Here is a 12,025-nt window from a genome sequence, read left to right on the forward strand (position 1 = left end):
ATTGTCATGCCCAAACCCGTTCACAGTGCAGAGGCCCCAAAGGCCATAGGCGCCTACAGTCAGGCCATGATCCATGGCGATCTGCTGTATCTCTCTGGTCAGATCCCGATCGATCCGAAAACGGGAGAGCTGGTGCAGGGAGACTTTGCTGTGCAGATGCAACAGGTCCTGGATAATTTGCAAGCCGTCTGTGGGGCGGCGGGCACCGACCTACGGCGGGCGGTGAAATTACAGGTGTATCTGAGTGATCTGAGCAATTTTGCGACGGTGAATGCGCTCATGGAAAAATTTTTTACCCCTCCCTATCCGGCGCGTGCGGCATTACAGGTTGCCGCCTTACCGCGTAACGCGGCGGTGGAGATCGACGGCATCGTCGCCCTGGCTGAGGCGGATCATGCTACCGGCTGATCTGCAGCAGCCGGTTCGCGTTCTTCTGCAACGCTATCCGGAATTGCGTGGCTTGCTGGAAGAAAAGGGAATCCACTGCAATGAGTGTTTCGTCGCCGAGCGAGAAACCTTGGCTGGCGTAGCTGCCATGCATCATCTCGATCTAGAGTTGTTGCTGCAGGACTGGGAAAGGCGCCGCGCGCAAGACGCCAACGCCTGAAGGTATGGCGGTATCGCGTCCAGCGCTGCGTCTGCAGGATTCTTTGGCAGCGTTGCCCGGCATCGGGCCGGCGCTTGCTGGACGCATGGCGGGCCTGGGTCTCACGAGGATCGAGGACCTGCTTTTTCATCTCCCCCTGCGGTTTCAGGATCGTCGGCGCCTCTTGCCGATTGCTTCTCTGCGGCCGGGGATGGAATGCGCGGTACTGGGGGAAATTGTCGATCTGCAGCGCCAGACCGGCCGGCGAGAGCAGTGGTTGCTGCGTCTTGCGGATGCAAGTGGGGCAGCCCTTCGCCTGCGATTCTTTCACCTGAGTCCGGCTTTGCGCCAGCAATGGCACAGCGGACGCAGACTCTGGTGCTTTGGCGAATTGCGCGCGGGTCTGCAGGGGCTGGAGATGGTGCATCCCGAGTGGCAGCTCGCCGATCGAGGGGATTTTCGGCCTCCCGAGCATCTGACACCGTTCTATCCCAGCACCCAGGGCATCCACCAACAGCAGTGGCGGCGTTTCATTGCTGCCGCGCAGGAATTGTTGCCCAGCCTCGCTGATCCCTTACAGGCATATTTCCCGGACTGGCCGAGTATGGCCGACAGTATTCGCTACCTGCACCGGGGCGGGGAGCGTGCGCCCATGGCCGCGGATCGGGAGTGGCAACGAGTCGCCCTGGAGGAGCTCCTGGCGCATCATCTGGCTTTGCGTCGGGAACGTCGGAAAAGCGCTGCGCAACTGGCAGAATCTGTGCCTGATCCCAGGCTTTGGCAGCGGCTGCGCAGGACCTTGTCTTTTTCGCCAACGTCTGCGCAGGAACGGGTGATTGCCGAGGCGGTAGCCGACCTGGCGAGCCAGCGGCCGATGCGGCGGCTGGTGCAGGGTGACGTCGGTTCGGGGAAAACCCTGGTGGCGGTTGCGATACTCCTGCATGTGGTAGCAGCGGGTAAACAGGTTGCCGTCATGGCGCCGACGGAAATTCTGGCAGTGCAACTGTATGAGCGTCTGCAGTCCTGGTTGTCTTCGCTGGACGTGGCGGTGGGGCTCTTGCTGGGTAGCCAGGGACTGCGTCAGCGACGCACTACCATGACGGATTTGCAGGAAGGTAGCCTGTCCGTCGTTTGTGGGACGCAGGCGTTATTCCAGGAGAATGTGGAGTTTGCCCGTCTGGGGCTGGTGATCATTGATGAGCAGCATCGCTTTGGCGTCGAGCAACGCCGTCGACTGCTGGAAAAGGGCGACCTGCCCCATCTCCTGGTAATGACCGCAACACCGATCCCGCGTACTCTGGCCATGACCCTGCACGCCGATCTGGATATTTCCAGCATCGATGAATTGCCGCCGGGGCGGCAACCCATCGACACGCTGGTGCTGGCCGATGATCGGCGGGAGGAATTGATCCAGCGGCTGCATCACCTGCTTGCCGCTGGGCGCCAGATCTATTGGGTCTGTCCTTTGATCGAGGAATCCGAGATCCTGCAATTGCAGGCAGCGGAGACCAGTTATGCCGATTTGCAGGCAGTATTGCCGGAAATTTCCATTGGCTTGCTGCATGGGCGCCAGCGCAGCGAGGAGAAGGCGCAGATCATGGAGGCATTCCGGCACGGGAAGCTGCGAATATTGGTGGCGACGACGGTGATCGAAGTAGGGGTGGATGTTCCCAATGCATCGGTGATGGTGATCGAGCACGCCGAGCGTTTGGGATTGGCGCAATTGCATCAGTTGCGCGGGAGAGTGGGGCGGGGCGCGCAGGCCAGTGTCTGTATCCTGATGTATCACGCACCCCTTTCGGCCAAGGCGCGGGAAAGACTGCAGATCCTGCGTGCGTCGCAGGATGGCTTTGTCATTGCGCGCAAGGATTTGGAGATGCGGGGACCGGGGGAGTTTCTGGGAGTGCGGCAGAGCGGTGAGCGGCAGTTGCGTATCGCCGATCTGCTGCGCGATGAAGCGCTTTTGGCGCTTCTTCCAGGACTTGCCGAACGCCTGGAGCGGGACTGTCCGGAGGCGATCGATGTGCTCGTCCAGCGCTGGTTGGGTTCAGGCACTGCCTATGCGGCAATAGGCTGAAAAGAGGGAGGAATATCCTTGACATGCTGAGACACTATCTGTACAAATAAATGTACAAATGGAGGCGCCAATGGATGCCATCACCTATAGTACCGCTCGAGCCAAGTTAGCCGATACCATGGATCGTGTCTGCGATGATCACGAGCCCATCATCATTACGCGCAACGGGGAGCAAGCCGTGGTGATGATGTCGCTTGAGGACTTCAAGGCCCTTGAAGAGACGTCTTATTTGCTCAGGAGCCCGAAGAACGCAAAGCGATTACTGGAGAGCATTGCGTCGCTGGAATCGGGGAGGGGCAAGGCCAGGAATCTTGCCGAGTGAGGCTGGTCTTTTCCGAACAGGCATGGGAGGACTATCTTTACTGGCAGAAGACTGACAAGAAGTTGGTCAAACGAATCAATGACCTGATCAAAGAAAACACGAGGACGCCGCACAGTGGGGTAGGGAAGCCTGAATCGTTGAAGCACGCGCTAGCTGGCTATTGGTCGCGGCGAATCAACGATGAGCATCGGATCGTCTACAAGACAATGAATGATTCGATTCTGATCGTTCAGTTACGCTACCACTACTGACCGCAGTTAACGGAAAGGCGCTGGCGAAGATGCTCCGGTAGACAGTCAGGGATGGGCTGGAGTATTCTGCAAAAAATTTTATATTAGCGCGAGGAATTACGCGTGGGACGTTGGTATCATTGGTCTGTGGCGGTAGTTGGTATGGTATTCCTGGGCGGCTGTACTTCGCAGCTCCCATCGACCACGGTCCACTCGGTTGCCTACTACGCGGCGCGCATTCCTCCGCCTCCGGTCAGTCCTGCGATTTCCACGGCCCCGGTGCAGCCCGTTGCGCCGCAAGATGTGACTTTGCACATCATCGTCAATACCGATCAGCGCAAGCTGTATCTATATCGCGGCTCGACCCTCTTGGCCAGCTATCCGGTCGCTATTGGCTTTGGCGGGTCGGCTCCGCGCCGGATTCGCGGTGATAACAAGACGCCCGTCGGGCACTATCACATAGGGTATGTACGCTGGGGAACCCAATACGGACCCTTCATGCTTCTCACCTATCCCAATCGGCACGACGCCGAATGGGGCTTACGTGAAGGGATCATCTCTCAGAGCCAGTATCACGCGATTGTGTCGGCCATCGATACTGGGCAGGTGCCGCCGCAGAACACGCCCTTGGGCGGGTACATCGGAATCCATGGCATGGGGCCAAGTTTTTCGTACGATCGTGCTGCCAGAGTGTTCCCAGGCCGCTGGACGGCAGGCTGTGTGGCGCTCTCCAATCACGACGCACAAGACATTGCGAGTATGGTCCAACCCGGCACACCTGTAGAAATTATTGGACAGGTGGCGAGTTATCCGGAGCAGATCAATCAAAGCGGGCGTCTGGCTTTTCAATACCATCACGTGGCGGATAGAGGACTGACATTCGGCAGCGCGGCCGGCGGACAGTCACCTCAAAAGTTGCAGAACGAGTGATTCTTCAGATCTCATTACGAAGAAGCATTTCTGTAAACCAGCAAATGCGGTTGCGGCCCTCGGACTTGGCTTGGTAAAGGGCATTATCGGCGCGAGATAAAATGGAGGAGATCGAGCTGTCGCTTGATTCTACCGCCGTTGCGCCGATGCTTACGGTTACCTGTATGCTCGTTTGCGAGCTGATAGCCACCGGGTGATCGCAGACTTTTTGTAGGATCCGTCTCGCCAGCGAGCTGGTATTTTCGATAGAAGAATCCTCGCAAATTAAGAGGAATTCTTCTCCGCCAAGGCGTCCAAAGTGATCGGTACTGCGCAACTCACTCTGAACGACTACAGAGAATTCGAGGAGCACCTGATCCCCCACTAAATGTCCATGCTGATCATTGATTCTCTTAAAATGATCTAGATCAAGGATGCATACGCTCATATCGCGCTGATGGCGTTTGTAGCGCGAGAGTCTTTTCCCCATCTCTTCCAGGCTGAAGCGTCGGTTGGCGATACCTGTGAGTTCATCTCGGCTTGCTAGTTGTTCCAACTTGCGCTCAAGGGTACGCCGCTCCGTAATGTCGCGCCAAATACCTTCTACCCCGGCATACTGACCCATTTCATCGAGTAAAATGGTACTGCTGATGGAAATATCGATAATTCTTCCATCTTGGCAGCGCATCTGTCCCGGAAAATCTCGAACATAGCCCTGTTTTTTGATGACTTCCACGAGTTCCTTGCGATTATCCTGGTCAGGATAGAACACGGCGGCTGGCAGGCCAATAATCTCGTCGGGGGAATAGCCAAGAACATTGCGTACCGATGCGCTCACATAGCGGGTGATGCCATCGGCATCCGTGCGGTAAAAAACATCCTGCATGGTGTTCATGAGGTGTTGAAATTGCGCATCGCTGTCCCGCAGACGCTTTTCCATCGCACAGCGTTCGGTCATATCGAGAAATGTGGCAACGAGGCCTATGTGGCTGTCAATCATCAAAGTGCGACTCGTCAGAGCGATAACCCTGACCTGATGCAGGCAGGTATAAACGCGAAACTCGGTTGGAGGATTGATGAGATTGCTCTTTTCGGCGCGGCGGATGCGGGCAATTACTCGCTCTTGATCGAGGGGATAGATGAATTTGTGTACAGATTCTCCGAGAACCTGATCTTTACTGTCGGCTTGGAAAATCTGGAGGGCAACCGTATTGGCGTAGAGAATGAGGTCAGACGCGAAGATAAGGACTGCGGTTGGCAAGGCGTCGAAGACCGCGCATCCCTCTAGCGTGAGTACAGAAGCCTGTGCCGGTGTGGTCTGGTAGCTCATGCCTCTCCTCAAACCCTTGTGGTGAAACCTTCTAGGCCTCTTCTTTGAGGATGCCTTTTTCGTGATTATCGTGACATTGATTGCTGATGGTCAAGGAGCGACTGGCAAAAATTTTCTACCCTTCTATTCGCCCTGCCTCCCAGCCGTTGCGGATACAGTCGCCCAGCGCCACGCCGCCACGCCAATTGCCCAGCAGTGACAAGCCCGGCCAGTCGCCCAGGGCGCTGTCTATGGCGGCGATGCGCTGGACGTGTCCCAGGTTGTATTGCGGAATGGCGCGCGGCCAAAGTTGCGCCCGCTGGAAACTGGGCTGGCCCTGGATGCCCAGGATGGGGGAGAGGTCTTCCAGGGCCTGGCGAAAGAGGAGAGCTTCCTCCTGCGGGATGGCTTCCTGCGCACCACCCAGAAACACCGTAAGCAATACCTGGCCGTCGGGCGCACGCTTGGGGAAAAGGGTGGAAGAGAACAGTGCCCCCAGGGTGGGGATGCCCAAGCGTCTGGGGATCAGCACACCAAAGCCGTCCAGGGGATGTTCTACCTTTGTGCGCGGAAAACCCAGGGCAAGCGTCGCGACCGCGGGATATTCGATTTCTGCGAGCTGATCGCGTAATGGCTGCGCGGTCGCAGGCAGAAGGCGAATGATTGCATCGGTGGGGAGGCAGAGAAACAACTGTTTTGCCAGCAGAGCGCCGCTTTTGTTTTCCACTCTCCAGCCTTGGTCGACGGGAAGGATGGCGGTCACCGGCGCATTGCAGCGCAGTCTATCGCCCAGTGTTGCGGCAGCGGCGCGGGGCAGATCCTGCATGCCGCCGGCAAAGGATAGCAGGCGACTGCGCATGCTCGGGCGCTTGCGGCGCAAGCCGGCGAGCAGCAAGGATCCATGCTCCTTCTCCATCTGCGCCAGACGAGGGAGGCTGGCGGCGAGGGAGAGACGCTCGGGATCACCAGCAAAAACCCCGGAGACAAAGGGGTCGACCATCCAGTCCAATATTTCCGGCCCCAGGCGTCGGCGCACGAATGTTGCCACGGACTCCTCCGCCGCCGCGCGGGCGCGGAAGGGTTCAGCAAGAAGGCGTAGACGGGCAGCGGGAGACAAAAGCTTGCCGCCAAGCAGGGCTCCAGGGCCAAGTGCAATCAGTCGCTTGTGCCGATTCAGGACAAAGCGACGACGAGCAAGAGGATTGGCGGTAACACCATCAAGAGCGAGACGCCGCAGCAGATCCGCCACCAAAGGGTCGCGAACGAGCAAGGTGTTGGGGCCAAGATCGTAGGTAAAGCCCTCTTCGCTACGGCTGCGAATATTGCCACCCGCCGTCTCGCGCGCCTCGAGCAGCAGAAATTCTTTTCCCTCTTCCTGAAGGCGTAGAGCCAGACTGAGTCCGGTAATTCCAGCACCAACAATGAGATAGGGCAGTACGTCCACGTTTTATTCCTCCTGCGGTAGGTTTGCAGCGTACGCGCGACTCTGCCGATACCAGCGGTGTGCGTGTCGGAGCAGAGCGATCAGGATGGCGGTGACGGGTAGGGCGATGAGCAGGCCCACAAAACCGAGCAGCTGCCCACCGGCAAGGACGGCAAAAATCACCAGCACCGGATGCAGGCCGATGCGATCCCCAACCAGTATCGGGATGAACAGGGTGCTTTCGAGGACTTGTCCAACGCCGTATACCGCCCAGACTTCTGCCAGCGAGAGGAGGGTGCCGCCCTGAATGTACATTGCCAGACTCGCGAGAATGATGCCGCTAGCAAATCCCAAGTAAGGAACAAAGCTCAAAAGTCCGGAGAGGAGACCGATAAGTAGGGCGGTTTTCAGGCCCACGATGCTGAGCCCAATGGCATAGGTGGCGCCCAGCGCGAGCATGTCGAGGAGCTGCCCGCGCAGAAAGGCCATTAGCATCCGGTCGGAATCGATGGCCAGTTGCCGGACAAGGGCTAGTTGGCGACGCGGGATGAGCTCGTCGAGGCGCTGCAACAGGCGTGGCCAGTCCCGTAACAGGTAAAACGTGATGACCGGAATGAGCAGAAAGTTCATCAGAAACGAGAGGATGCCGGAGCCGGAAATCAGTGCGACCTGGAGGCTGCTGCTGGCCCAATGGGCGAGTTTGCTGGCATTTTTGCTGGCGTAAGCCGTCAGCGTGTGACTGTCGATGGGAATCCCCAAGCGCTGAGATATTTGCGGCAACAGCTGCGTCTGCAGCAGCTTGGCATATTGCTGGAGATAATTGATGGCAATCAGGGTCTGGGCACGCACTGTGGGCAGTAAAGCGATGATGATCGCGGCAGCCAGCAGGAGGGCGAAGAGGAAAACCAGGGTGGTACCGAGTGTCCTGCCAATGCGCCAGCGCTGTAGAAACGTTACCAGGGGGTTGCCCAGATAGGCGAGTACGCCGGCGATCAGGAAGGGAGAAAGAATGGGACCAAGCAGGTAGATCAGCCACAGGAGCAGGGCCAGGGCGAGCCAGGGAAGCCAACGCTGCGGCATGGTCAGGGCTGGTGTCGAAGAAACCGGTGGTGACCGAGTCGGAGGACAGGTTCAATGGAGACTATGGCCGCTGCCCTCCGCTGCCTCGAGCATGACCTGTTGCACCTCAGGACTGAAGTCGCCCTGCAGGACCTGCTGTCGACCTTCCTGGAAAAAAAGTTGTGCGTCGGCGGGAAGGAATTTTTGAAGGGCCGCAAAAGCCTCGCGCATCAGCTCCGGGGCTTGCGCGCGGGTGGCCGTGATGCCCCAGTTGAACATCAGGATACGCCAGGGCCGCTGCGGATCGTTGCTTTCCAGGTCGGCGGCGTAATCGGCTTCGGCGGCCGCGACTACCGCGCCCATCAGGCGCGCCAGACTGGCAAGCGCCGCCGGGTCCCGCTCGCCGTTGGCCAAGACCGCTAGGCCGTTCACCACCGGGTCGAGGGTATGAATCGGTTGCTGCTCCTGTACCAGCCAGGCAGCGATACTGACACTGACCACCTCGAGTGCTGCTTTGCTCTTACGCTCTCCGAGACGGTCCGCCCAGGTCGCCAGATCCATGAGCAGGCCAATGCTGAGATCACCAATCCGCTCCGCTTCGTCTTCGGGCAGTGAAGGATCCCAGTCGGTAGTGTCCTTCTCCAGCACGGCGAAGAGCTGCCGCAGGGCATCCACCAGTTGCGGTGGGGTGACTTGCTCACCGGTGGCGATCTTGCTTTCTGCGAAGCGAGCGAGGAGAGGCTGGACCTGCTGTTCGAAGCGAGCTTTGGCGCTGGCGATGTCGGCGAGTGAAGGCAAGGCGGGTTCCTCAAAGTGCCAAAATTCGCCTTTGATGATACCATGAAAACTTTACTGACGCAGTGTGTCGGGAGCTTCTCTATGCCACAGTCGATTCCTCCTCGTTCCGCAGTCGATCTCCACATGCATTCCCTGCATTCCGATGGCAGCCTGCGCGTAGAAGATCTGGTCGCGCGGGTTGCCGCGCGCGGCGTGGGGTTGATGGCGCTGACCGATCATGACAACACTGCGGGTATTGCTACTGCCGCAGCGGAGGCAGGCCGCTTGGGTATCGATTTTTTGCCTGGGGTGGAGGTATCAAGTGAATGGAATGGCATCGGCATTCACATTGTTGGCTTGGGTATCGATATCCGAAATCCGGAACTTCAGGCCGGCCTCGACCGGATCATGGAGTTTCGCGACTGGCGTGCTGCGGAAATCAGCCGTTTGCTGGATAGTGCGGGAATTCCAGGTGCCGAGGCCGGCGCGCGGGAACTGGCCGGTAGCCGCATGGTGGGGCGGACCCACTTCGCCCGTTGGCTAAAAGATTCTGGCCACTGCCGCGATAATGGCGAGGCCTTTCAACGTTGGCTTGGGCGGGGACAGGTGGCCTATGTGCCGAGTGACTGGATTCCCATGCGTGACGCGGTATCCTGGATTCGCCAGGCGGGGGGGATTGCCGTGGTTGCGCACCCAGGGCGCTACAAGCTGAGTGCGGAGCGCCTGCGCGAGCTATTTGAAGAGTTCCGTGATGCTGGCGGCGGTGCCATCGAGGTTTCTTCCGGTTCGCAGGCGGCGGCTGATCGCGAACATCTGGGCAAATTGGCGCGGCAATTGGACCTTGCTGCCTCCCTGGGTTCGGATTTTCATGGTCCGGAAATTGGTCACGCCGAGATTGGGCAATTGGCGCCCCTTCCCGCTGGGCTGCAGCCGGTTTGGGAGCGCCTCGGGCATCCTTTCCCTCTTTCACCCGTCCACTGACAGCATTTCTATGCCCCAATTGCGGGAAAAAATCCGCTTTGCCAGCTGGGGGACGGTGGTCCTCGTCCTCATTTACCTGGGTGCTCTGTATACCCTGAGCCCTTACGCCGGACCCCTGCTCATGGGCGCCGTCCTCGCGACCGTGGGCTGGCCATGGCAACTACGTGCCGAGCGTTCCTTCCATTTGCCGCGTTGGCTCGCTTCGTTTCTTCATGCGCTGGCGTGGATGGCGATCATCATCATTCCGGCCGTTCTGGTGGTCGAATCGATCCTGCCGCAATTGCTGCAGGTGGTGGCACGTTGGCAGAGCGGGGCTCCGCTGCTCGGGGTGCCACGGGAGCTGCAGCAGGTTCCCTATTTCGGAAAATGGCTCGCAGCGCATTTGCGAGTCTTGAATGGTGCGCATCTGTCGCGCTTTTTTTCGGAACATGCGGCGGTTATCACCAGTTCCCTCGGGCAGCTCTGGTTTTTTGTTTTGCATACCTTTTTTGTCGCATTGACGGTTTTTGCCATCAGCCTGCATGGCAGACGTTTGAGTGAAGTCCTGCATTTGACAGCGGCCCAGCTGTGGGGTGCGGAGCGGGGAGATCGCTTCTTGTGGGCCGCGCGGGAGGCGACACGTTCGGTCCTCATCGGGCTGATTGGCGTTGGCGTCATCGAGGGCTTGCTCATTGGTGTCGCCTATGGTGTCGCTGGTCTCAATACCTGGCCCTTATGGATGGTCGTCACGGCTCTTCTGTCACCGATCCCTTTTGGTGCAACGGTGGTGGTTGCTGCTGCAACCTTGTGGTTGATTTTCGGCGGGCATTGGCTTGCCGGTTTTGTGGTATTGGGTTGGGGTTTCTTCGTCATTACCCTTGCGGATTTGCTCATCCGCCCTCTGCTCACCGGATCGCAAAGCCAAGCGCCCTTTTTCCTGGTTTTTTTCAGTATCCTGGGTGGCGCGGCTGCCTTTGGCTTGATTGGTTTGATTATCGGCCCCATATTGATATTGTTGGCGCGGGGTGTGTGGCTAGCATGGGAGCGGCGGGTGCTGCTCGAGCGAGGAACCGGCGCGGGTGCGGCGCAGTCCAAGTTTTGAACTCCTGGAGGTGCGGAATGGATTATCAGATGTTTGATCAGCAGTACAATCAGATTGCTCAGGCGACCCAGAACAACGTGCAGGGCTTGCAGCAGGTAGCGCAGAAGGTACAGTCGGCGATTCCCGATGCCACCCAGGCGCGGGAACTGATCCTTGATCTGCGTAACTTGGCGATGAATCTGCAGGGCCAGCAGCAGAATGTGAATATGCTGTTGCAGCAGATGGGACAGCGCATCCAGCAGTTGGAGATGCAGATGCAGCAGATGGGTGGGCAGCCCGGGATGAATCCGAATATGGCGCAACGCCCCTGGAACGCGCCGGCGCAGGGCGGCATGGGCAGCGGTTTCATGGGCAATGTGATGACCGGCCTGGGTCTTGGGGCCGGTTTTGCCGTGGCCGATAATGTGGTCGACGACATCTTCAATATGTTCTGATTGTTTCACCGGCAATTAGTAGCCGACGGCGGTCGCTCTGGCCGCCGTTTTTCTTGGAGCGAACTGTGGCAGAAGAATGGATCTATGGCATCCACGCCGTAGAGGCGGCGATTGCGGCGGGGGAGGTAGAGCGTCTATGGCTGGCAACGGAGAGGGCCGGCGATGCCAGAATCGCGGCTATCCGCCAAGCTGCCGAGGCCCATGGCCTCCCGCTAGCGCTAGAGCCAATGCAGGCCCTGCAACGGCGTTGTCATGCGGATCAGCACCAGGGGGTGCTGGCCCGCGCATTGCCGCTTCCCCCACGGGATTGGAAAGCCTTTGCAGAACATCTCCCAGAGCATGCCTTTCTGTTGATGCTCGATGGGGTGACGGACCCGCATAACCTCGGTGCCTGTTTGCGCAGTGCCGAAGCGGCGGGGGTAGATGCCGTGCTGTTGCCCAAGGACAATGCCTGCGGTATTACTGCTACGGTACGCAAAGTGGCTGCCGGTGCGGCTTCCCGCGTGCCGGTGTTTTTTCTGACCAATCTGTCCCGCACGCTCGAAGAGCTGCAGCAACGCAATTTTTGGGTAGCTGGCCTTGCCGGAGAGGCAGAACAAAGCATCTACGAAGTGGATCTGCGCGGCCCTCTGGTATTGGTTATGGGGAGCGAGGAGAAGGGGGTCCGCCGCCTGGTTCGCGAGCATTGCGATTACCTGCTGCGTATTCCCATGGCTGGCCAGATCGAAAGCCTGAATGTCTCGGTCGCGACCGCCGTGGTGCTCTTCGAGGCCAGGCGGCAACGAAGTGGGGAGGCATCGGCACGGCATTCGCGCTAGAATGGGTCCCTGCACAGGA

At 58.8% G+C, this 12,025-nt stretch carries 14 protein-coding genes; 10 read left to right on the top strand and 4 right to left on the bottom strand.

The window, feature by feature from the left end; translation table 11 throughout:
* Nucleotides 1-6: 6 nt before the first annotated feature.
* From MQE22_RS03230 to MQE22_RS03255, 6 genes are all read left to right on the top strand, one after another.
* The gene (locus tag MQE22_RS03230; protein WP_215870920.1) at nucleotides 7-408 is read left to right on the top strand and encodes a RidA family protein; all 402 of its coding nucleotides are present in this window, start codon (nucleotides 7-9) and stop codon (nucleotides 406-408) included.
* Nucleotides 395-607: a DUF1858 domain-containing protein gene (locus MQE22_RS03235; RefSeq protein ID WP_215870921.1), complete on the top strand. Its 213-nt coding sequence runs from the start codon at nucleotides 395-397 to the stop codon at nucleotides 605-607. The genes MQE22_RS03230 and MQE22_RS03235 overlap by 14 nt, the downstream gene beginning before the upstream one ends.
* 4 nt (nucleotides 608-611) lie before the next feature.
* On the top strand, nucleotides 612-2,663 hold the full coding sequence (recG, locus tag MQE22_RS03240; protein WP_215870922.1) for an ATP-dependent DNA helicase RecG: 2,052 nt from the start codon (nucleotides 612-614) through the stop codon (nucleotides 2,661-2,663).
* Nucleotides 2,664-2,733: 70 nt separating this feature from the next.
* Complete coding sequence (locus tag MQE22_RS03245) at nucleotides 2,734-2,985, top strand: type II toxin-antitoxin system Phd/YefM family antitoxin (protein ID WP_215870923.1); 252 nt, start codon at nucleotides 2,734-2,736, stop codon at nucleotides 2,983-2,985.
* Nucleotides 2,982-3,236, top strand: coding sequence for a Txe/YoeB family addiction module toxin (locus MQE22_RS03250; protein ID WP_215870924.1), 255 nt, complete (start codon nucleotides 2,982-2,984; stop codon nucleotides 3,234-3,236). The genes MQE22_RS03245 and MQE22_RS03250 overlap by 4 nt, the downstream gene beginning before the upstream one ends.
* 102 nt (nucleotides 3,237-3,338) lie before the next feature.
* A complete protein-coding gene (locus tag MQE22_RS03255) occupies nucleotides 3,339-4,145 on the top strand; it encodes a L,D-transpeptidase family protein (protein WP_255790099.1) in 807 nt (268 codons plus the stop codon).
* A 4-nt stretch (nucleotides 4,146-4,149) separates the two neighbouring features.
* Here the strand turns inward: MQE22_RS03255 and MQE22_RS03260 are convergent, their stop codons facing one another.
* The 4 genes from MQE22_RS03260 to MQE22_RS03275 all read right to left on the bottom strand — a co-directional run bounded on the left by MQE22_RS03260 (nucleotide 4,150) and on the right by MQE22_RS03275 (nucleotide 8,713).
* Nucleotides 4,150-5,454 carry a sensor domain-containing diguanylate cyclase gene (locus tag MQE22_RS03260; protein ID WP_215870925.1) on the bottom strand — a complete coding sequence of 435 codons (1,305 nt, stop codon included), beginning with the start codon at nucleotides 5,452-5,454 and terminating at the stop codon, nucleotides 4,150-4,152.
* Nucleotides 5,455-5,569: 115 nt separating this feature from the next.
* Entirely contained in the window at nucleotides 5,570-6,877 is a 1,308-nt protein-coding gene (hemG, locus tag MQE22_RS03265; protein WP_215870926.1) for a protoporphyrinogen oxidase, read from the bottom strand.
* 3 nt (nucleotides 6,878-6,880) lie between these two features.
* Entirely contained in the window at nucleotides 6,881-7,936 is a 1,056-nt protein-coding gene (locus MQE22_RS03270; RefSeq protein ID WP_215870927.1) for an AI-2E family transporter, read from the bottom strand.
* Between the two features lie 51 nt (nucleotides 7,937-7,987).
* A complete protein-coding gene (locus tag MQE22_RS03275; RefSeq protein WP_215870928.1) occupies nucleotides 7,988-8,713 on the bottom strand; it encodes a hypothetical protein in 726 nt (241 codons plus the stop codon).
* An 81-nt stretch (nucleotides 8,714-8,794) separates the two neighbouring features.
* Between MQE22_RS03275 and MQE22_RS03280 the strand changes: the two genes are divergently transcribed.
* The 4 genes from MQE22_RS03280 (at nucleotide 8,795) to rlmB (ending at nucleotide 12,006) form a co-directional block, all read left to right on the top strand.
* Nucleotides 8,795-9,673 (top strand): PHP domain-containing protein, encoded by an 879-nt coding sequence (locus MQE22_RS03280; RefSeq protein ID WP_215870929.1) that lies wholly within the window; start codon nucleotides 8,795-8,797, stop codon nucleotides 9,671-9,673.
* Nucleotides 9,674-9,683: 10 nt separating this feature from the next.
* On the top strand, nucleotides 9,684-10,754 hold the full coding sequence (locus MQE22_RS03285) for an AI-2E family transporter (protein ID WP_215870930.1): 1,071 nt from the start codon (nucleotides 9,684-9,686) through the stop codon (nucleotides 10,752-10,754).
* A gap of 17 nt (nucleotides 10,755-10,771) precedes the next feature.
* On the top strand, nucleotides 10,772-11,188 hold the full coding sequence (locus MQE22_RS03290) for a hypothetical protein (protein WP_215870931.1): 417 nt from the start codon (nucleotides 10,772-10,774) through the stop codon (nucleotides 11,186-11,188).
* A 65-nt stretch (nucleotides 11,189-11,253) separates the two neighbouring features.
* Nucleotides 11,254-12,006: a 23S rRNA (guanosine(2251)-2'-O)-methyltransferase RlmB gene (gene rlmB, locus MQE22_RS03295; RefSeq protein WP_215870932.1), complete on the top strand. Its 753-nt coding sequence runs from the start codon at nucleotides 11,254-11,256 to the stop codon at nucleotides 12,004-12,006.
* Nucleotides 12,007-12,025 lie beyond the last annotated feature (19 nt).

The sequence above is a fragment of the Acidithiobacillus sp. YTS05 genome, assembly GCF_024396695.1.
Taxonomy (GTDB): domain Bacteria; phylum Pseudomonadota; class Gammaproteobacteria; order Acidithiobacillales; family Acidithiobacillaceae; genus Igneacidithiobacillus; species Igneacidithiobacillus copahuensis.

Excerpts from the sequence above, each read along its gene's own strand:
- MQE22_RS03230 (WP_215870920.1), top strand. The coding sequence starts at position 7 with ATGCCCAAACCCGTTCACAGTGCAGAGGCCCCAAAGGCCATAGGCGCC.
- MQE22_RS03235 (WP_215870921.1), top strand. The coding sequence starts at position 395 with ATGCTACCGGCTGATCTGCAGCAGCCGGTTCGCGTTCTTCTGCAACGC.
- recG (WP_215870922.1), top strand. The coding sequence starts at position 612 with ATGGCGGTATCGCGTCCAGCGCTGCGTCTGCAGGATTCTTTGGCAGCG.
- MQE22_RS03245 (WP_215870923.1), top strand. The coding sequence starts at position 2,734 with ATGGATGCCATCACCTATAGTACCGCTCGAGCCAAGTTAGCCGATACC.
- MQE22_RS03260 (WP_215870925.1), bottom strand. The coding sequence starts at position 5,454 with ATGAGCTACCAGACCACACCGGCACAGGCTTCTGTACTCACGCTAGAG.
- MQE22_RS03270 (WP_215870927.1), bottom strand. The coding sequence starts at position 7,936 with ATGCCGCAGCGTTGGCTTCCCTGGCTCGCCCTGGCCCTGCTCCTGTGG.
- MQE22_RS03280 (WP_215870929.1), top strand. The coding sequence starts at position 8,795 with ATGCCACAGTCGATTCCTCCTCGTTCCGCAGTCGATCTCCACATGCAT.
- MQE22_RS03285 (WP_215870930.1), top strand. The coding sequence starts at position 9,684 with ATGCCCCAATTGCGGGAAAAAATCCGCTTTGCCAGCTGGGGGACGGTG.
- MQE22_RS03290 (WP_215870931.1), top strand. The coding sequence starts at position 10,772 with ATGGATTATCAGATGTTTGATCAGCAGTACAATCAGATTGCTCAGGCG.